This is a genomic window from Acidimicrobiia bacterium, from assembly GCA_036271555.1.
GTDB lineage: Bacteria > Actinomycetota > Acidimicrobiia > IMCC26256 > PALSA-610 > DATBAK01.
Window position 1 is genome coordinate 44947 of sequence record DATBAK010000085.1, and the last position, 19180, is coordinate 64126.

Annotated in this window: 20 protein-coding genes and 1 tRNA gene; 17 read left to right on the forward strand and 4 right to left on the reverse strand. The window is 70.2% G+C overall.

Annotated features, from left to right (window positions below):
- The first annotated feature begins 45 nt into the window (after nt 1–45).
- Genes VH914_19600 through VH914_19615 form a run of 4 tightly spaced genes read left to right on the forward strand, consistent with a single transcriptional unit; the run spans nt 46 to nt 2780 of the window.
- Entirely contained in the window at nt 46–912 is an 867-nt protein-coding gene (locus tag VH914_19600) for an MBL fold metallo-hydrolase (GenBank protein ID HEX4493418.1), read from the forward strand.
- Between the two features lie 9 nt (nt 913–921).
- A complete protein-coding gene (locus VH914_19605) occupies nt 922–1425 on the forward strand; it encodes a flavin reductase family protein (protein ID HEX4493419.1) in 504 nt (167 codons plus the stop codon).
- A 12-nt stretch (nt 1426–1437) separates the two neighbouring features.
- The gene (locus VH914_19610; GenBank protein HEX4493420.1) at nt 1438–1926 is read left to right on the forward strand and encodes a MauE/DoxX family redox-associated membrane protein; all 489 of its coding nucleotides are present in this window, start codon (nt 1438–1440) and stop codon (nt 1924–1926) included.
- 5 nt (nt 1927–1931) lie between these two features.
- Nucleotides 1932–2780 carry a phytanoyl-CoA dioxygenase family protein gene (locus VH914_19615; protein HEX4493421.1) on the forward strand — a complete coding sequence of 283 codons (849 nt, stop codon included), beginning with the start codon at nt 1932–1934 and terminating at the stop codon, nt 2778–2780.
- Nucleotides 2781–2786: 6 nt separating this feature from the next.
- On the opposite strand, the gene VH914_19620 is transcribed toward VH914_19615, so the two are convergent.
- On the reverse strand, nt 2787–3224 hold the full coding sequence (locus tag VH914_19620; protein HEX4493422.1) for a DUF4395 family protein: 438 nt from the start codon (nt 3222–3224) through the stop codon (nt 2787–2789).
- A gap of 142 nt (nt 3225–3366) precedes the next feature.
- Here VH914_19620 and VH914_19625 point away from each other — a divergent pair, with 142 nt between their 5' ends.
- Both VH914_19625 and VH914_19630 read left to right on the forward strand, forming a co-directional pair.
- Entirely contained in the window at nt 3367–5199 is a 1833-nt protein-coding gene (locus tag VH914_19625; GenBank protein ID HEX4493423.1) for an AAA family ATPase, read from the forward strand.
- A 9-nt stretch (nt 5200–5208) separates the two neighbouring features.
- Nucleotides 5209–5478, forward strand: coding sequence for a hypothetical protein (locus VH914_19630; protein HEX4493424.1), 270 nt, complete (start codon nt 5209–5211; stop codon nt 5476–5478).
- A gap of 3 nt (nt 5479–5481) precedes the next feature.
- Here VH914_19630 and VH914_19635 read toward each other — a convergent pair whose 3' ends face one another.
- Nucleotides 5482–6366: a glycosyltransferase family 2 protein gene (locus VH914_19635; protein HEX4493425.1), complete on the reverse strand. Its 885-nt coding sequence runs from the start codon at nt 6364–6366 to the stop codon at nt 5482–5484.
- Nucleotides 6367–6515: 149 nt separating this feature from the next.
- On the opposite strand from VH914_19635, the gene VH914_19640 reads away from it, so the two are divergent.
- From VH914_19640 to VH914_19690, 11 genes are all read left to right on the forward strand, one after another.
- Nucleotides 6516–7367 carry a glycosyltransferase gene (locus VH914_19640; GenBank protein ID HEX4493426.1) on the forward strand — a complete coding sequence of 284 codons (852 nt, stop codon included), beginning with the start codon at nt 6516–6518 and terminating at the stop codon, nt 7365–7367.
- Entirely contained in the window at nt 7364–8392 is a 1029-nt protein-coding gene (locus VH914_19645; protein ID HEX4493427.1) for a glycosyltransferase family 2 protein, read from the forward strand. Before VH914_19640 ends, VH914_19645 begins: the two co-directional genes overlap by 4 nt.
- A gap of 82 nt (nt 8393–8474) precedes the next feature.
- The gene (locus VH914_19650; GenBank protein ID HEX4493428.1) at nt 8475–10289 is read left to right on the forward strand and encodes an ABC transporter ATP-binding protein; all 1815 of its coding nucleotides are present in this window, start codon (nt 8475–8477) and stop codon (nt 10287–10289) included.
- Nucleotides 10286–12079: an ABC transporter ATP-binding protein gene (locus VH914_19655; GenBank protein ID HEX4493429.1), complete on the forward strand. Its 1794-nt coding sequence runs from the start codon at nt 10286–10288 to the stop codon at nt 12077–12079. The genes VH914_19650 and VH914_19655 overlap by 4 nt, the downstream gene beginning before the upstream one ends.
- A 43-nt stretch (nt 12080–12122) precedes the next feature.
- On the forward strand, nt 12123–12539 hold the full coding sequence (locus tag VH914_19660; protein HEX4493430.1) for a nitroreductase family deazaflavin-dependent oxidoreductase: 417 nt from the start codon (nt 12123–12125) through the stop codon (nt 12537–12539).
- Nucleotides 12540–12576: 37 nt separating this feature from the next.
- Nucleotides 12577–13455, forward strand: a complete 879-nt coding sequence (locus VH914_19665) for a hemerythrin domain-containing protein (GenBank protein HEX4493431.1) — start codon at nt 12577–12579, stop codon at nt 13453–13455.
- Nucleotides 13456–13500: 45 nt separating this feature from the next.
- Nucleotides 13501–13577 (forward strand) — tRNA-Met (locus tag VH914_19670).
- Nucleotides 13578–14070: 493 nt separating this feature from the next.
- Nucleotides 14071–15936 carry a carbohydrate-binding protein gene (locus tag VH914_19675; GenBank protein ID HEX4493432.1) on the forward strand — a complete coding sequence of 622 codons (1866 nt, stop codon included), beginning with the start codon at nt 14071–14073 and terminating at the stop codon, nt 15934–15936.
- Nucleotides 15937–16019: 83 nt separating this feature from the next.
- Nucleotides 16020–16400: a cupin domain-containing protein gene (locus VH914_19680; GenBank protein ID HEX4493433.1), complete on the forward strand. Its 381-nt coding sequence runs from the start codon at nt 16020–16022 to the stop codon at nt 16398–16400.
- Entirely contained in the window at nt 16397–16867 is a 471-nt protein-coding gene (locus VH914_19685; GenBank protein HEX4493434.1) for a MarR family transcriptional regulator, read from the forward strand. Before VH914_19680 ends, VH914_19685 begins: the two co-directional genes overlap by 4 nt.
- Nucleotides 16868–16875: 8 nt before the next feature.
- Nucleotides 16876–18030 (forward strand): aminotransferase class I/II-fold pyridoxal phosphate-dependent enzyme, encoded by a 1155-nt coding sequence (locus VH914_19690; GenBank protein ID HEX4493435.1) that lies wholly within the window; start codon nt 16876–16878, stop codon nt 18028–18030.
- Here the strand turns inward: VH914_19690 and VH914_19695 are convergent.
- Both VH914_19695 and VH914_19700 read right to left on the reverse strand, forming a co-directional pair.
- Nucleotides 18027–18551 carry a dihydrofolate reductase family protein gene (locus VH914_19695; GenBank protein HEX4493436.1) on the reverse strand — a complete coding sequence of 175 codons (525 nt, stop codon included), beginning with the start codon at nt 18549–18551 and terminating at the stop codon, nt 18027–18029. The genes VH914_19690 and VH914_19695 overlap by 4 nt on opposite strands.
- A gap of 11 nt (nt 18552–18562) precedes the next feature.
- The gene (locus tag VH914_19700; protein ID HEX4493437.1) at nt 18563–19162 is read right to left on the reverse strand and encodes a TIGR03086 family metal-binding protein; all 600 of its coding nucleotides are present in this window, start codon (nt 19160–19162) and stop codon (nt 18563–18565) included.
- Nucleotides 19163–19180: the final 18 nt, after the last annotated feature.

Genomic DNA, 19180 nt, shown 5'->3' on the forward strand with positions numbered 1-19180 from the left:
GGCGCACCGGTTGCGGATGGGTATTCTCCGGGTATGTCCGGGGGGATGGGAGCGCGAGTCGAGTTCCACGGCGTCCGCGGGTCGACGCCGTGTAGTGGCGAGCAGTACCAGCGCTACGGCGGCCACTCGTCGTGCGTCGCGATCACGGCCGAGGGTCACACGCCGGTCGTGTTCGACCTCGGCACCGGTCTGCGACCGTGGGGCGAGCGACTCGGGTGCGACACGCCGTTGCACGCGTCGGTGCTGCTGACGCACCTGCACTGGGACCACGTGCAGGGGCTCCCGTTCTTCAAGCCGCTGTTCAACGGTGACACCACTTTCGACATCTACGGGCCGCGCCAGGAAGCGGGTCCGCTCGGCGAGGTGTTCACGGGGCTCATGCAGCCGCCGTACTTCCCCGTGCGACCCGATCAGCTCGCCGCCGACATCCGTTTCCACGACACCGGCGACGACGACTTCCCGGTCGGGCACGCGAAGGTGCGTTCGCGCTGGGTGCGCCACGTCGGTCCGACGCTCGGCTACCGCGTCGAGCTGAACGGCGCGTCGGTCGCGTACATCTCCGATCACGGACCCGGTTGTCGCGACGACGCCGACGACTTCGTACCCCAGGAGATCCTCGAGCTCTGCGACGGTGTCGACGTCGTCATCCACGACGCGCAGCACACCGCCGAGGAGTACGCGCCGAAGCGGCATTGGGGCCACTGCACGTACGACTACGCCGTGCACGTCGCGCGCGAAGCCGGCGCCAAGCTGCTCGCGCTGTACCACCACGATCCGGTGCACGGCGACGACGCCGTGGACGCGATCGCGGCGCGCGCCGCCGACGTGTCGGCGCGCGTCGGTGGCCCCGAGGTGATCGCGGCCGCGGAGCGCATGGTCCTTGATCTGGGTCCGCCCGCGTCGGCCTCCTAGGATCCGCCCGTGACGCAAGCACGCCCGACGTGGGGTCTGGAGCCGGACGCCGCGACCTACCGGACGGTGCTCGGGCACTTCGCGACGGGCGTCACGATCGTGACCGCGTTCGACGGCAACGAGCCGATCGGCATGGCGTGCAACTCGTTCAGCTCGGTGTCGCTCGACCCTCCGCTCGTGCTGTGGTGCGCGGCGAAGAGCTCGAGCACGTGGCCGCAGATGCGCGGCGCGGGACACTTCGCGGTCAACGTGCTCGCCGAAGACGGTGAACCGATGTGCCGAGTGTTCGCGACGAAGGGCATCGACCGCTTCGAAGGGGTCACGCACCACCGCGCGGTGACCGGCGCGCCGATCCTCGCCGAGGCGCTCGCGTACATCGACTGCGAGACGTACGCCGAGCACGACGCCGGCGACCACGTGATCGTCGTTGGGCGTGTCGTCGAGCTCGGCTACGCGACCGAGGGCAAGCCCCTCCTCTTCTACCGCGGCGGGTACGGCCACTTCGAGAGCTGAGCGGGATCGCTCGTGGGTCCGACCGGTCCCGCGCTCGCGCTCGCATGTCGCATCGTGCTCGCGGCGGTTCTCGTGATCGCGGCGGTGGGCAAGATCGCCGATCACGCGCAACTGCCCGCGCGACTCCAGGAAGCCGGTGTCGGCGCGCGCGGCGCGCGCATGCTCGCGATCGGGCTGCCGGCCACGGAGCTCGTGGTCGCGATCGCGCTGTTGCTCGATTTCCACTCGCCGATCCCGGGCATCGCCGCGATCGTGCTGCTGCTCGCGTTCAGCGTGTTCCTCGTCCGTACCGCGCGTCGCGCGGTGCCCTGCCCGTGCTTCGGCGCGGTCCGCACCGGCGCTCGCACGACCGCGGCGGCGGCCGTCGTCCGCAACGGCGTGCTCGTCGCGCTCGCGGTGCTCGCGACGGGAACCGCGGAGCGGGCCCGGCTGCTCGGGACGACCGTCGACTTCGTGGTGGTGGCCGCCGTGGCCGGTCTCGCGATCGCCCGCGTAGCCTGACGATCGTGGAGTCCACGCTCGCGCTCACGCACGTGCCCGCGACGGCCGACGGTGAGCGCATCGCCACCGTGATGGCCGAGGAAGGCGCGGTCGTCATCGACGAGCTCGCGTCGCCCGAGGTCGTCGATCGCATCCTCGCCGAGGTCGACCCGTACCTCGCGACGACGGAGTTCGGGCCCGACGAGTTCAGTGGGCGCAACACGCGCCGCACCGGCGCGCTGATCGCGCGTGCGCCCGCCTCGCGCGACCTGATCGCGCACCCGCTCGTGCTCGACGTCGTCGGCCGCGTCCTCGCGCACGCGACGACGTTCCAGCTCCACCTCACCCAGATGATCGCGATCGGACCCGGCGAGCCCGCGCAGATGCCGCACCGCGACCAGTGGGCGTACGACTTCTTCAGCTTCCCGCCCGGCTTCGAGGTGCAGGTCAGCACGATGTGGGCGATGACCGACTTCACCGAGGCGAACGGCGCGACGCGCGTCGTGCCCGGAAGTCACCGCGCGCCCGACCGCTTCCGATACACGCACGACGACACGATCGGTGCGGCGATGCCGCGCGGCTCGGTGCTCCTCTACACCGGTTCCGTGTACCACGGTGGGGGTGCGAACCAATCGGACGCGGTGCGCGTCGGGATGAACGTCGATTACAACGTCGGCTGGCTGCGGCAGGAGGAGAACCAGTACCTCGCCGTACCGATCGAGGTCGCGCGCACCCTGCCCGAGTCGATGCAGCGGCTCATCGGCTACGCGCGCGGCGCCTACGCGCTCGGCTACGTCGGCGACATGCGCGACCCGATCGAGGTGCTGCGCCCCGACGCGGGCCACACCGGTTTCGGCACCGCGTCGAAGCCGTAGGCGCGATCAGCGCCGGCGGTTGCCGCCGCCGAACAAACGCCGGCGGACCGCGGCCTCGACCGAGATCCCGGTCGTCGCGTGCACTGCGCACACGCCCGCCTCGACGAGGGCGAGGAGCCAGGCCGCGCCCCCGATGTCGAGCGCGAACACCAACGTCGCCAGCGTCAGCATCGCCACCGCGAACAACTCGGAGAACCGCACCGCCCGCGCCGACTCGGTCGCCGTGACCGGTCCGAGGCGATCCTCGGCGACGGCCGCGAACACCTGCCGGAAGAGGTTCCCCCGGGCACCGAAGCCGACGCCGACCGCGACGATCACGGCGAGCGCGGGCACCGCCCAGGGGATCCGGAACACGAAGGCGCCGAGCAGGACGACCGCCAGCGCCGCGAGCTCGAAGCGGACCGCCCGCGCGTCGACGGCGGATTCGGGCCGGTCGGCGTCCACGCGCCGGACCCTACCGGCGGTGACGCCCGAACCGGCCGCCGGAAGCCCGGGAACGCGGCGCCGCGACGGCCCGTCGCCCTGGTCCGGGACTGGACAGGGTTGCTACTCTGAGCGTCAGCACGGACGCGAACGGGAGCTGCGGGTGGAACTAGGGGCGCTGGCCGACAACGCGGTCGTCCGGGGGGCCGCGGTCGATGTCGTCCGCCAGCGGGAGGCGACCCGGCAGCGCCGGATCACGCGGGTCGCGTGGTTCCTGGTGCCCTTCGTCGTCTATCTCTGGCACCGGGTCCTGATCAACGAGCCCCTCCATTTCGGTTGGCCGCACCTGACCGAGACCGAGATCAACCTGCTGCCGCTGGTCCTGTTGATCGTGATCCTCGGGCCGTTGCTCGTGATGCCGGTCATGCTCGCGGGCCGCTCGCCGCACCAACGGTTCCAGCCGAGCGAGATCGATGTCGGCTTCGACGATGTCGTCGGCCTCGGCGTGGTGAAGGACGAGGTCCTCAAGACCTTGAACCTGTTCCTCACCTACCAGACGTTTCGCGACACGATGGGCGGCAACCCCCGCAAGGCGATTCTCTTCGAGGGGCCGCCCGGTACCGGGAAGACGTACATGGCGAAGGCCATGGCGCGCGAAGCCGGGGTGCCGTACCTGTTCGTGTCGTCGAGCGCGTTTCAATCGATGTACTACGGCCAGACGAACCGCAAGATCCGGTCGTACTTCCGCGCGTTGCGCAAGGCCGCGCGTGAAGAGGGTGGCGCGATCGGGTTCATCGAGGAGATCGACGCGATCGCCGGTGCTCGGAGCGGCATGCGCGCCGAGCCACTGCCGCCCGGTCTCGCGCGTTCGGTCGAGCGGGCCGCGGGCGAGGGCATCAGTGGCGTCGTGAACGAGCTGCTGATCCAGCTCCAATCGTTCGAGCACGCGACCGCGGGCGGCCGGGTCCAGGGCTGGCTGATCGAGAAGGTGAACCGTTTTCTCCCGGTGCACCGGCAGTTGCAGAAGAAGCCGGCGGTCCAGCCCAACGTGCTCGTGATCGGCGCGACGAACCGCGCCGCCGACCTCGATCCCGCGCTGCTGCGGCCGGGTCGCTTCGACCGCTCGATCCACTTCGACCTGCCGAGCCGTTCGGGTCGACGCGAGATCATCGATTACTACCTCTCGAAGAAGGCGCACGATCCCGTCCTCGACAAGCCCGAGCGGCGCGACCAGCTCGCGGCGATGACGTTCGGTTACACGCCGGTGATGATCGAGCACCTCTTCGACGAAGGGCTCATCTGGGCGCTGCGCGAAGGCCGCGAGTCGATGAACTGGGACGACGTCGCGCAGGCGAAGATGACCGAGGAGATCGGTCTGAAGCAGCCCGTCGAGTACGACGAGCTGGAGAAGCGGACGATCGCGACGCACGAGGCGGGCCACGCCGTGGTCGCGCACCTCATCGGCCTCGACCGCAAGCTCGAGGTCCTGTCGATCATCAAGCGCCGCGACGCGCTCGGCCTGCTCGCGCACTCCGACACGAGCGAGCGGTTCACGCGCCGGCGCTCGGAGCTCATCGGCGTCATGCAGATCGCGTTCGGCGGGATGACGGCCGAGGAGCTGTGGTTCGGCGAAGCCGGCACCGGCCCGAGCAGCGACCTGCATCACGCGACGACGATCGCCGCGCAGATGGTCGGCTCGTTCGGCATGGCCGGTTCGCTCGTGTCGTTCGAGGCGATGGAGAACGGTCCGATCAACGCGGGCATCGTCGCCAAGGTGCTCAACAACGACGACGGCCGCAGCGCGGTGTCGAAGATGCTCGAGCAGGCGAAGGCCGACACGACGAAGCTGCTCGACGAGCACCGCTACATGGTCGAAGCATTGCGCGACGAGCTGCTCGCACGCGAAGAGCTCATCGGCGACGAGATCACCGACGTGCTGCGCGAGGCGGAGGCGCGGCACTCGCTGGCGACTCCCGTGGAAGGCGCGGCGCAGTAGGTTGCCGCGATGACGGCGGCACGCGACACGCTCGACAACCGGGTCGTCGTGGTGGCGGACGCCGACGGTGCGCGCGGCGCCGATCTGGCGCGTGCGATGGCGGCCGTGCACGCGGTCGTCGTGCTCACGGGCGAAGACGCCGACGCGCTGGGCGCGCTCGCGGCCGAGCTCGTCGACGCGGGCACCCGCGTTGCGGTGTTCACCGGCGATGCCGCGAGCGAGGATGGTCGCGCCGCGCTCGTCGAGCTCGTCAACGAGCTGTTCGGGCCGAGATCCTGACGCTCAGATGCACCAGACGCGAAACTGCGCGCTGCCGGCGAGACGGCCGCCGGCCTCGCCCGCCCGGCGCATCCACAAGCCTCGCTTGGCGGGCTGCGCGACGTACGGCAGGCGGTACACGAGCCAGGCCCACGTGCGCAGCCGCTTCTTCACGGGAACGCGCGTGAGGCCTTGGGCGCGGTAGTCGCGGTAGAGGCGCACCGAGTCGATGCCGGTCAGGTACGCCTGCTTCCAGATCCCGCGCGGCGACGTGCGGTAGCGGTAGTGGACGACGGCGCCGGGCGCGAACCCGAGCGTGTGCGAGGAGAGCTGCACGCGCCACGACCACTCGACGTCGTGCGATTGCGGATAGCTCTCGTCGAAGCCGCCGGTCGTCGCGAACACGTCGGCCCATACGCCGAGGTTGCACGACGGCGCGAACGGGAGGAACGTCGACCGCGGCATCCCGTTGGTCCGGGGCGGACGCCACGTCTGCACGATCTCGCTGTTGATGACCGACGCGTCCTGCTTGCCGGTCACCGCGTCGTAGTCGCACGCGCCGGCGGCGAGCGCGGCGAGCCAGTCGGGGTCGACGACGTCGTCGGAGTCGCAGAACGCGAGGAAATCACCGGTGGCCTTCGCGGCGCCGCAGTTGCGGGCAAAGCTCGAGCCCGCGCGCGCCGACGCGTCGACGACCGTGAGGTTCGGAAGCCGCCCCGACCAGCGCGCCGCGAGCTCGCGCGTGCCGTCGGTCGAGCCGTTGTCGGAGATCAGGACTTCCCACTCGCCGGCGTAGCGCTGGACCGCGAGGGCGTCCAGCTGCTCGCCGATCGTCTCCGCTCCATTGCGCACCGGGATGATGACGCTGACCCGGCGGGGCGCTGGATGCGGGGAAGCCCCTGTTGCCATACTGGGACGGTAGCGGAGCGCACGCCGTCGACGGCTGGGGCGGCAACGGGCGAGGGGTCAGTGAAAGCAAGGCACAAGGCGGCGTCGGCGCGGCGCGGGCGACCGCGATCTGTCGACGCCTGGACGCGGCGATGAACGCTCGGGATCGAGTGGATCTGTCGGTCGTGATCCCGTGCCTCGACGCGGCCGAGGTCCTCGCGGGGCAGCTCGAGGCGCTGCGCGCGCAGCAGTGGCGCGGCTCTTGGGACGTGATCGTCGCCGACAACGGATCGACCGACGACACGCGCACGGTCGCGGAGAAGTTCCGTCCCGTGCTCGACATCCGCGTCGTCGACGCGTCGGATCGTGCCGGCCGGCAGCACGCGTGCAACGTCGGCGCGCGCGCCGGTGGTCGCGCCGTCGTGTTCGTCGACGCCGACGACGAGGTCGCGCCCGGATACATCGCGGCGATGGGCGAGGCGCTCGCGCAGCACGCGATCGTCGCCGCGCGCATCGACCACGTGACGCTGAACGACGGGTGGGTCGTCGACGGCCGCTCCGCCGCACAGACGAACGCGTTGCAGAACCACCTCGGATTCCTGCCGTTCGGGAGCGGCGGCACGCTCGGCGTGCGCGCGGACGTCTTCGAGGCGGTCGGTGGCTTCGCGTCGGACATGCACTACGCGGAGGACATCGATTTCTGCTGGCGCGCGCAGCTCGCGGGTTACGACATCGGCTTCGTTCCGGACGCGGTGTTGCGCTACCGGTACCGCACCCGTCTGCGGTCGATGTTCACGCAGCACCGCAAGTTCGGCCGGGCATCGGCGTTGCTGTACCGGACCTATCGTGACCGCGGCATGCCCCGATTCGGAACGCAGTCGATGCTGCGCGAATGGCGTCAGGTCGCGACCGGTCTGCTGCTCGTGCGCGGGCGCGGCGACGCGGCGCGCTGGGCCCGTCGGATGGGGCGCGACGTCGGCCGGCTGCAGGGGAGCGCGCGCTTCCGGGTGTGGTTCCCGTGAGCGGGAAGAACGCTCGGCGAACCGGCGGGCGCGTGCTGCGCAAGCTCGGTCTGCGCGCCGCGCCCGAACCCCGAACGCCGTGGGTGAGCGCCGTCGACTTCGCGTCGCCGGAGCCGCTCTCCGAGCTCAAGCTGTTCGCGATCCTCGGTGCGTGGATGGAAGAGGACGTGATCGCGGCCACGGTCGCGAACGCGTTCGCGCAGGGCTGCGAGCGCGTCTTCCTCGTCGACAACGACAGCTCCGACGGCACGGTCCGCGAGGCCGTCGCCGCGGGCGCCGAGTTGGCGGAGGTGTTCCGGACCGAGCAGTACGACGAGGTGCTGCGACTCGACATCATGAACCGCGTCGTGCGCGAGCAGTCGGAGCTCGACGGCAGCGAGCACATCTGGTGGCTCTGGCTCGACGCCGACGAGTTTCCGCACGGGCCGCGCGGCTTGACGGTGCGGGAGTTCCTGGAACCGCTCGATCGGCGCTACCGCATCGTCGGCGCGCGCTTCATCAACCACTATCCGGACCGCGTGCCCGCGTCGGCTCCGGGTCGCCACCCGCTCGACTTCCAGCCGCTGTGCGAGGAGCATCGACTCGGCTGCGCGCTCAAGCATCGCAAGCACTCGTTGCAGCGTTACGACCGCGGCGGCGTCCCGATCCTCTCCGACCGCGGCTTCCACCGCGCGACGAGCGAGGAGCGGCCCCTGCTCGAGCCGGTCGAGGCGATCTACCTCCATCACTTTCCGTATCGCGAAGAGGACGTGACGCGCCGCCGGCTCGCGCTGCTCTGCGGCACCGACGAGCACGGCAACACGCGCGTGCAGGAAGGCGACGACGCCGCCGACGGGATGGTGCCGCGCTTCCAGACGCTCGACGCGGTGTACCGCGGCGACTGGGCGAACGTGCGCAACTACCGACCCGACGGCGAGTTCGCGGTCGCGAACCCGATCGAGTGGTCGCAGCTCGCGCGCCCCGAGGACCTCGCCGTGCGCCGCTGGTATCCGGACGCGCAGACGTCGCATCCGCGCAATCCCTGACGGGCGCGTCAGGCGCGCTGGTACAGTCCCGAATCCGCCTCGGGGCCCGCCGGCCCGGGTGGGACCGGGGAGAAAGCACGGCGTGGAAGCGGACAAGGAGCTCCGGCGCGACGGCTGGCGCCTCATGCGGAGCACCGTCCGGCCGCACCGCCGCATGGTGTGGGTCGGCGTCGCCGCCGGACTCGTCTGGACCGCGGCGCGCGTCGCGGTGCCGACCATGGTGGGAATCGCGGTCGACCGGGCGATCGTGAAGCGACACGACAACGGTGCGCTGATGCGGTGGGTCATCGCGATCCTCGCGGTCGGCGCGCTGCAGGCGTTCTGCACCGGCATTCGTCGCTACGCCGCGTTCAAGCTCGCGTACCGCGTCGAGACCGACATCCGGATGCGGCTCGTCGCGCACCTTCAACGTCTGCACTTCGCGTTCCACGACGAGGCGCAGACCGGTCAGCTCATGTCGCGCGCGAACAGCGACATCCAGCAGATCAACAACGTCGTCCTGCTCGTCCCGCTCACCATCGCGAGCACGGTCACGATGCTGCTCGTGGTCGCGATCCTCGTGTACCGCAGTCCCGGTCTCGCGTTCTTCGCGCTCGTGAGCCTGCCGGTGCTCAACGTCGCGGCGACGCGCTTCACGCGTCGCATGTACCCCGTCGGGCTCGAGCTCCAGCAACGGCTCGCGGAGGTGTCGAGCGTCGTCGAGGAGACGGTGAGCGGCATCCGTGTCGTGAAGGGCTTCGGTGCGGAACGGCGGCAGGTCGAGTCGCTGCGCGTCGAGACCGACGCGGTGTTCGAACGCTCGATCGCGGCGGCGAACCTGCGCGCCGGCTTCCTCCCGCTGATCGACCTGCTGCCGACGCTCGGCCTCGTCGGCATCCTCTGGTACGGCGGGCACCAAGTGCTCTCCGGCCACCTGACCGTCGGCGACATCGTCGCCGCGAACTTCTACGTGCTCATGCTCATCTGGCCGCTCCGGATGGTCGGGATGCTGCTGGGCCAGATCCCGCGCGCGGTGTCGGCCGCGGGCCGGATCCACGAGGTCATCTCGACCGATCCCGCCATCAGCGAGCGGGCGGGCGCACGCGCGCTGCCGGTCGGTGGCCCGGGCGAGCTGCGCTTCGAGGGCGTGACGTTCGCGTACGGCCGCGGCCGGCCGGTGCTCGAAGACCTCGACCTCGTCATCCGCGGCGGCGAGGCGGTCGCGCTCGTCGGCGCGACGGGCTCGGGCAAGACGACGATCGCGCGGCTCGTCCCGCGCTTCTACGACGTCACCGACGGGTGCGTGCTGCTCGACGGGGTCGACGTGCGCGACCTCAACCTCACCGAGCTCCGGCGCGCCATCGGCATCGTGTTCGAGGACACGTTCCTCTTCTCCGAGAGCGTGCGCTCGAACATCGCGTTCGCCGAACCCGATGCGCCGATGGAGCGCGTGCGCGCCGCGGCGCGCCTCGCGGGCGCCGACGGGTTCGTATCCGCGTTGCCCGGCGGCTACGAGACCGTCGTCGGCCAGCACGGGTTCACGCTCTCCGGCGGTCAGCGCCAGCGGATCTCGATCGCGCGCGCCGTGCTCTCCGACCCGCGCGTGCTCATCCTCGACGACGCGACGTCGTCGGTCGACCCGACGAAGGAGCACGAGATCCGCGCCGCGCTCGCGGAGGTGATGCGCGGTCGCACCACGCTGATCATCGCTCACCGCCCCGCGACCATCGCGCTCGCCGATCGCGTCGTGCTGCTCGACGGCCACCGGGTCGTCGCCGACGGCACGCACGAGTCGTTGCTCGCGACCTCCGACGCCTACCGCGCGGTGCTCGCGCGCGCCGAGCTCGACGGCAGCGAGCACCACGCCGCCGAAGAGGAAGTCGCCGAGCTCGTCGGGCTCCGAGAGGAAGCCGGATGAGGGGCCAGGGTCACTGGGCCGACGGGGTCCCTGACGAGAAGCTCACGCGCGCCGAGGCGCAGCGGGTGCTGCGGCGCCTGCTCCGGATGTTGCGACCGTACCGGCCGATGATCCTCCTCACGATCGTGATGCTGATCGGTCAGGTCGGCGCGCTGCTCGGCGGACCCGCGCTCGTCGGTCGCGGTGTCGACGCGATCCAGCACCACCACGTCGGAACGCTCGACCGCGCCGCCGCCGCGTACCTCTTCCTTGCGCTCCTCGCGCTGGTGATGGGACGGTTCGTCATCCGCGTCGTCGCGAAGACGGGTGAGTCGTTCCTGCGCGGCCTGCGCACGCAGGTGTTCGCGCATCTCATGTCGCTGTCGATGAACTTCTTCGAGAACGAGAAGACGGGCCGCCTCGTCGCGCGCATGACCTCCGACATCGACGCGCTCGACGAGTTGCTCGCGCAGGGCCTCGTGCTGCTCGTACAGAACGTGCTCATCTTCGTCGGCGCGCTCGTCGCGATCTTCCTGATGAGCTGGGAGCTCGCGCTCGTCGTCACCGTGATCGTGCCGCCCGTGTACCTCGCGAGTCGATGGTTCCGGCGCGTGTCGAACAGGGCGTACCTCGAGGTGCGCGACAGCATCGCTACGAACATGAGCACGCTCCAGGAAGGACTCGAAGGCATCCGGGTCGTGCAGGCGTACGGGCGCGAGGACTCGTTCACCGACCGCTTCGAAGCGACGAACGAGGAGCAGTTCCAGAAGAACCTCGTGACCGTGCGCATCTCGTCGCTCTACTTCCCGGTGATCGAGTACGCGGGCGTCGCCGGCACGGCCGTGATCATCGGCGTCGGTGGCTGGCTGTCGTCGCGGTCGGTGATCTCGGTCGGGACGGTCGCCGCGTTCGCGCTGTACCTGCAGAACCTGTTCGACCCGGTGCAGCAGCTCAGCCAGCTCTACAACACCGTGCAGTCGGCCGGCGCCGCGTTGCGCAAGGTCTTCGAGCTGCTCGACGAGCGGCCGTCGGTGTCGGAGAAGCCGGGTGCGGTCGACCTGCCCGAGCGGGGCACGATCGACGCGGTCGACGTGTCGTTCGCATACGTCGACGAGATCGTGCTGCGTGACGTCACGCTGCACATCGAGCAGGGTGAGCGGCTCGCGCTCGTCGGTCCGACCGGCGCGGGCAAGTCGACCCTCGCCAAGCTCCTCGCGCGCTTCTACGACCCGGTCTCCGGCTCGGTCACGGTCGGCGGCGTCGACCTGCGCGACGCCACGATTCGATCGCTGCGCGAGCGGATCTGCGTCGTGCCGCAGGAGGGCTATCTGTTCGCGGGGACGCTGCGCGAGAACGTCCGAGTCGGCCGGCCCGAGGCGACCGACCATGAGGTCGCGACTGCGCTCGGCGCGCTCGGCCTGCTCGATCGCTTCGAAGCCTTCCCCGACGGTCTCGACACCGAGGTGCGCGAGGGCGGCTCGCGCCTTTCGGCGGGGGAGAAGCAACTGATCTCGCTCACGCGCGCCGCGCTCGCCGATCCTGCGATCCTCGTGCTCGACGAGGCGACGTCGAACCTCGACCCTGGTACCGAGCACGAGGTCGAGCAGGCGCTCGAGCACCTGATGGAGGGTCGGACCGTGATCGTGGTCGCGCACCGGCTGTCGACGGCCGCGCGCGCCGACCGCATCGCCGTGATCGACGAAGGGCATCTGGCCGAGCTGGGCTCGCACGCCGAGCTCGTCGCCCTCGGCGGCCGCTACGCCGCGCTGTACCGCGCGTGGTCGTCCCATCACACGGCCGAGGTCGCGTGAAGCGTGTGAAATACACGGACGCTCGGTCGCGTTGACGCCCTTCATGCCCGACGTGAACGATCACAACCGAACCATCATCGACGAGTTCCGCGCCAACGGCGGCAAGCTCGGCGGCAACTTCGAGGGTGCGCCGATGCTGCTCCTGCACTCGACCGGCGCGCGCAGCGGACAACCCCGCGTCAACCCGATGATGTATCTCCAGGACGGTGATCGCCTCGTCGTGTTCGCGTCGAAGGCGGGTGCACCGACGAACCCCGACTGGTATCACAACCTCGTCGCACATCCCGACGCGTCGGTCGAAGTCGGTGAGGAGACCGTTCCCGTGCACGCGACCGTTCTCATCGGTGCGGAGCGCGATCGCTTGTTCGCGAAGCAGGCGCAGCTCTATCCGGGATTCAAGGAGTACGAGGAGCGCACGACGCGCGTCATCCCCGTCGTCGCACTGACGCGAACCTCCTAAGGGTTGACGCGTTCCGCCAACGGGTACGACAGTCCCCATGGCTGCAACGAAGAAGACCACGTCCCGAGCCCGTCCGGCCGCGAAGAAAGCTCGCGCTGCGAAGAAGCGCACGACGCGTGCCGTGAAGCGGGCTCCGGCGACGAAGACCGCGAAGAAGTCGGTGCGGGTCGCCAAGAAGCGCGCAACGACGGCCAAGAAGACGGCGCAGCGGACCGCGAAGAAGACGGTTCGCAAGGCCGAGAAGCGGGTGAGCACCGCGAAGAAGGCGGCACGCGCGAATGTCCGCAAGGTCGCCAAGGCGACGTCGCCGGCGCGGACGAACGGTGCCCGTCCGAGCGGCCGGCGCCCCGATGCGATCGCGCTGCTGAAGGCCGATCACCGCGAGGTGAACGCGCTCTTCAAGCAGTTCGAGCAAGCCGGCTCCGCACGCGCGAAGAAGTCGCGCTTGGTGCAGACGATCATCGAAGAGCTCTCGCGCCACGCGGCGATCGAAGAGCTCGCGTTCTATCCCGCGGTGCGGCGCGAGGTCGCCGGCGCGACGCCTGACGTGCTCGAAGCGATCGAGGAGCACCACGTCGTGAAGTGGTTGCTCTACGAGCTCGAGGGCCTGTCGCCCGCCGACGAGCGCTTCGACGCGAAGGTGACCGTCCTCATCGAGAGCGTGCGCCACCACGTGCGTGAGGAAGAGAACGACCTGTTCCCGCGGGTGCGGGCGCGTCTCGGCCGCGAACGCCTGGTCGCCATCGGTGACGAGTTGCGTGCCGCGAAGCCAAGGGTCTCTACGCGACCGCACCCGCGTGCTCCTGACGAGCCGCCGGCCAACGCGATCGTCGCCGGCGCGGTGGGCGCGCTCGACAAGGCTCGCGAGGTCGGCAAGAAGGCCGTCGAGCGGGTTCGCGAGGAGATCGCGAGCTGAGCGGTTTGCTCGTGTCGGTCCTCGCCGCTAGCGTGCATGGTCCGCCGCGGGGTGGAGCAGTCTGGTAGCTCGTCGGGCTCATAACCCGAAGGTCGTGGGTTCAAATCCCACCCCCGCCACCATCGAAAATGGAACGGGACCCTCCGTGTTGCGGGGGGTCCCGTTTCTGTTCTACGAACGTGACTGCCAGCAGACTGCCAGCAGTGGCGGAACGAAGCGCTGCCGGCGCGTCGGCCGGAAGGGATGCGACGTTGCGGATCCGAGACGAGGAGCGGCGATCAGTACCGGCCGTCGTCGTCGACCCTTTGGAGTGTCGGTAACCACTTCAAACGCACACGACGCGTTCGATGGACTGCGTGACCCGATCGGCTGGCCACCCCTGGGTTCCGGGGTGTTACTCAGGGTTCCGGTTGCGCTCCCCGGCCGTGCTGGACGACGCGGCGATACCGAAGGTCGCCCCCCGGGCCTTCGGGCCGGGGGCGTTCCCGTCCCTCCGGCAGACCGCCGCCGGCATCGTGATCATCGCCAAGGTGAGCGACGCGTCGCGCACAGAGGGGCGCACCCGCGGTGATCGGTCTTAGGGTTCTCCGCGAGGGCTGACACGGGGGGCTGCAGATGCCGACGCGACGCGAGGTACTGAAGGGCGGGGGAGGGGCCGTGCTCGCGGGCGCGGCCGGCTGGTTCGGGCGCGGTACCGCGGCGCATGCCGCGACGCCGGACCACGACGTGGAACCGCGCGCGGCTTCGTCGGCGACCCGTTCGGCGACCGCGCGTGCCTTCCGACCGGGCGGCGCGGGACCGCTCTACTGGAGCACGTACGGCTACGAGAACAGCACGAACACGATGATCCCCGAGCACGTGTGGAAGGCGAACGTCGACTGGGTCGCCGACACCTTCCGCGACGACGGCTACACGATGGTGTGCACCGACGGCTGGATCGACAACACCCAACGCACCACGAAGCACGGTTACATCCTCAGTCAAGCCGACGACTGGGAGCACGACTGGGCCTGGTGGGCGAAGTACCTGGAGCGCAAGGGTCTCGGGCTCGGCGTCTATTACAACCCGTTGTGGGCGACGAACTCCGCGGTCGACGACCCGACGGTGACGGTCGTCGGCCGGCCCGACATCAAGGTCGCCGACATCGTCAACCCGGGTGACGACTTCGGCGGACTGCTGCATTGGATCGACACGAATCGTGACGGCGCGAAGGAGTACGTGCAGGGGTACGTCGACTACTTCCGCCGGCTCGGCGCGGTGTTCTTCCGGATCGACTTCCTCGCCTGGTACGAGAACGGATACGACCAGAACGAGGGGACGGTCGCGGTCGCGCACGGTCGCGAGGCGTACGTACGCGCGCTGGAGTGGATCTCGGAGGCGGCCGGCGACATGCAGCTGAGCCTCGTGATGCCGAACCTGTTCGATCACGGGTCCGCGGAACGTCGCTACGGCGACCTGATCCGCATCGACAACGACGCCAGCTTCGGGAGTTGGTACAACCTCAGCGGCGGCCGCGAGACGTGGCAGCCCGAGTGGTCGCAGTGGAACAACCCGTTCCTCGGGTTCACCGGCTTCGCCGACATCTCCGGTCGCGGCCAGGCGATCCTCGACGGCGACCCGCTGATCATCCGCTCGTTCCAGAACGACGCCGAGCGGCAGAGCGCGATCAGTCTGTTCACGATCGCCGGTGCGCCGATCGCGATCACCGACCGCGTCGACACGATCAAGGGCAGCGCGAACATCTTCAAGAACCAGGAGGTGCTCGCACTGCGCAAGGCCGGACTCGTCGGCAAGCCGGTGTTCCACAACGGGCACGCCTTCGAGTACGACGGGTCGAGCCGCGATCCTGAGCGCTGGATCGGACAGCTGCCCGACGGACGCTGGGCGGTGGCGTTGTTCAATCGCGCCGACGGCACCCGCGCGCGCACGAAGTCCATCGACTTCGCCGCCGCGCTCGGCATCACCGGCCCCGCGGCGGTGCGCGATCTCTGGAGGCACGAGGACCTCGGTTCGATGACGCACTTCGAGGTCGACCTGAAGCCGCACACGTCGGTGCTTTTGCTCGTGACGCCGCGCGGCAAGGCGCAGTTCCAAGCCGATGTCGGCGCGTGGGCGGGTTCGGCCCGCTTCGAGAACACCTTCGGCGGCCACACGGGCATGGGCTACGTCACCGGTCTCGACACCGAGGGCAGCAGTGTCGGCGTGGGCATCTCCGTTGCCGACGCGGGCACGCACCGACTCAAGTTCCGCGTCGCCAACGCCACGGGCCACTCGTCGTCGCTGACCGTCCGTACGCTCGATCCCGTCACCGGCGCGGCCCACGGCCAGGCGACGCTCGACGTCCCGACCACACGCGCGTGGACGTCGTGGCAGGACCGTCCGGTCGCGTTGAAGATGGCCGCGGGTACGAACCTCGTGGTGTGCGGCGTCGACGACTCCGACCACGGTGCCGTGAACCTCGACTCGATCACGGTTCTCTGAGTCCGACAGATAGACAACGTGGTTGACTATCGCGCCTGGGGCCGCAATACTCCAGATAGTCCACCACGTTGACCATCTAGGAGATGACGATGTCCGTGCTCCCGGCTCCCGCGATGCCCACGCACGACCTCGGCGGGACGCGCTTCACGTCGCTGGCAACGCCGAGTCGCGGCGCGACCGACACCGCGGTCTGGAAGGTCGAGATCCTGCCCCGCACACCGGCGACGCCGCACTCGCTGACTCGGGAGGAAGTGTTCGTCGTCCTCGAGGGCACGGCGTCGGTCCGCATCGCCGGCCGCGAGGACCTCGCCCGCACCGGCGACGCGATCGTCGTGCCGGCGGACGTCGACTTCGAGCTCGCGAACGCGGGCGACGAGCCACTGCAGCTCGTCTGCTGCATGCCGGTCGGTGGGCAGGGGCGCTTGGCCGACGGTGTCGCGTTCACGCCGCCGTGGGCGGAATGACTCCTGCGCACCACGACGGGCCGCCGCTGGCCCGACTCTTCGCCATCGCGTACCGGTCGCTCGTCGACGGCCTGCACGAGCGACTGCGGTCGCGAGGTTGGACCGACGTTCGTCCCGCGTTCGGGTTCGTGCTGCTCGCCGCGCGCTCGGGCCCGACGACGTCGACCGCGCTCGCGACGAACATGGGCACGACCAAGCAGGCGGCGTCGAAGCTCGTCGACACGATGGAGGACGCGGGGTACGTGCGGCGCGCGGTGTCGCCGGACGACGCCCGATCGCGACCGGTCGTGCTGACTCCTCGGGGCAAGCGCCTGCTGGCCGCGGTGGAGGAGATCTACGTCGAGCTCGAGCGGGAGTGGGAGCTCGTCATCGGCGCGGCGCGCGTGCGCGAGCTGCGCCGCGACCTCGTGCGCGTGCTCGCGACCGGCGACGACGGCGAGCTGCCGCCGGTCCGCCCGACCTGGTGAGCGCGCCGATGGCGGAACGTTTCGACGACGTCGACCTCGACGCGCTGCGCCGGCGCCGCACGGTCAAGTGGTCGTTGTACGGACCCGATGTGCTCGCGGCGTGGGTCGCCGAGATGGACTTCGACGTCGCGCCGGCGATCCGTTCGGCGGTGCTCGCGGCCGTCGACCGCGAGGACTTCGGCTACACGCAGGCCGACACGACCGAGCTCACCGCGGCGTGCTCGTCGTTCCTTCGCGACGTGTACGCATGGGAGGTGCCCATCGCGCGCGTCTTTCTCGTCGCCGACGTGCTGACCGGTGTCGCCGGCGCGTTCGACGTCTTCGTGCCGGCAGGCAGCCGTGTCGTGATCCCGACGCCCGCGTACCCGCCGCTGTTCGAGGTCGTCGAGCTCGGCGGCCGACAGGTGGTCCCGGTGCCGATGACCGAGGACGCGGGTCGTTCGACGCTCGACCTCGACGCGATCGAAGCCGCGTTGCGCGCCGGCGCGCGCTCGGTGCTGCTGTGCAGCCCGCACAACCCGACCGGACGCGTGTTCTCCGAGGACGAGCTCTGCGCGCTCGCGACGATCGTCGAGCATCACGGTGCTCGGGTGGTCTCCGACGAAGTGCACGCGCCGCTCGTGTACTGCGGGCACCGCCACGTTCCGTACGCGAGCGTGTCGGAGGGCGCGGCGAACCACACGATCACGGTCACGTCCGCATCGAAGGCGTGGAACGTCGCGGGTCTGAAGTGCGCGCAGGTGATCGTGTCGAATCACGCCGACGCGGTCGTGTGGCGGCGCCTGCCGGTGTTCAAGGTTGCCGGCGCGACACCGTTGGGAATCGCGGCGTCGACGGCGGCGTACACGGAAGCGCGCGAGTGGCGCACCGAGCTGGTCGCCTACCTCGACGGCAACCGTCGTTTCCTCGGAGAGCTGCTCGCCGACAGCCTGCCCGGTGTCGAATACCGCGCGCCGGACGCGACGTTCCTCGCGTGGCTCGACTGCCGCGCGCTGGAGCTGGCGGATCCGGCCCGGCACTTCCTCGACCACGCCGGCGTCGCCGTGAGCGACGGACCGCCGTTCGGCGCCGGGTACGAGCAACACGTGCGCCTCAACTTCGCGACGTCGAGTGCGGTGCTCGAACGGATCGTGCGCGCGATGGGCGCGTCCCGACGCGCTTAGTCGCGCACCGCGTACCGAAGCTCGACGACGCCCGCGGGCCACGGTCGCGCGTCCTGGAAGTCGAGCGTGGTGTTCGTGTCGAAGTCGGGTGTCAGCCGGAGACCGGTACCGGTGAAGATCGGCAGCACCATGAGCCGTACCTCGGCCAGCGCGCCGAGCCCCCGAATCGTCTCGAGCGTGCGCGGGCCGCCGATGAGGTGGACATCACCGTGGGGCGCGACGGCGCGGAGCCGTGCGAGCAGGCGCGCGGGATCGGATTCGACGACGACGTCGTCCGGGGTTCCTGCCGCCCGCTGACCCCCGAGCACGAAGACCGGCAGCTCCCCCCAGGGCCAGTGCGGCGCGCCCAGCGCGGGTTCGAAGGTCGTGCGGCCCATCAAGACCGCGGCGCACTGCGACTGCACTTCGTAGAAGCCGAGCGCGCCGGCGTCCCAACCGTCGAACGCGAGCTGCACGGGGAGCCCTTCGGGCGTCGTGACGAAGCCGTCGAGGCTGGTGCACATGCGGGTGAAGATCTTCATCGCCGTGTCCTTCACGCTCGTGGGGCCCAGCCGGGATCGCGACCGGTGAGCGCGATCGCGCGCTCGAGCAACGACGCGCCGGCATCGGGCGCGACGGGATCGCCGTAGGCGGTGCCGCGCATCTCGGCCTGGTCGGGGCCCGCGAACTGCGAGACGAATCCGATCACGGCCTGTGCGGACGCGTCGTCGATCGCGTAGGACTGCCCGATCGCGCGCGCGAGGTCCCACCCGTGCACGACGAGCTCCTCGACCGCGACGATCCCCGCGACCTCGCCGGGCATCTCGATCCCACCGGCGTTCGTCATCCCGTCGCGCGCACCCGGCTCGCTCCAAGCGAGCACGAGCGCGTCGAGGCGCCGAGGGATCTCGTTGCGCCAGTCCGGGTGCAGGTGCGCGCGGTCACCGGGCGGCGGGGGCCCGCTGTTCGAAGGCCCCGACTTGCGGGCGGCCTCGGTGAACGCGAGCGCCAGGCCCGCGATGTGATCGAGCAGGTCGGCGACGGTGTAATCGGTACACGGTGTGGGATCGCCGAGGCGGTCGTCGCGCGTCGCGCCGACGACGGCGGCCATCTGCTCGGCCGCAGTCTGCGGGTCGACGGCTGAGTTCTGCACGATGCGCTCCCTTGTCGA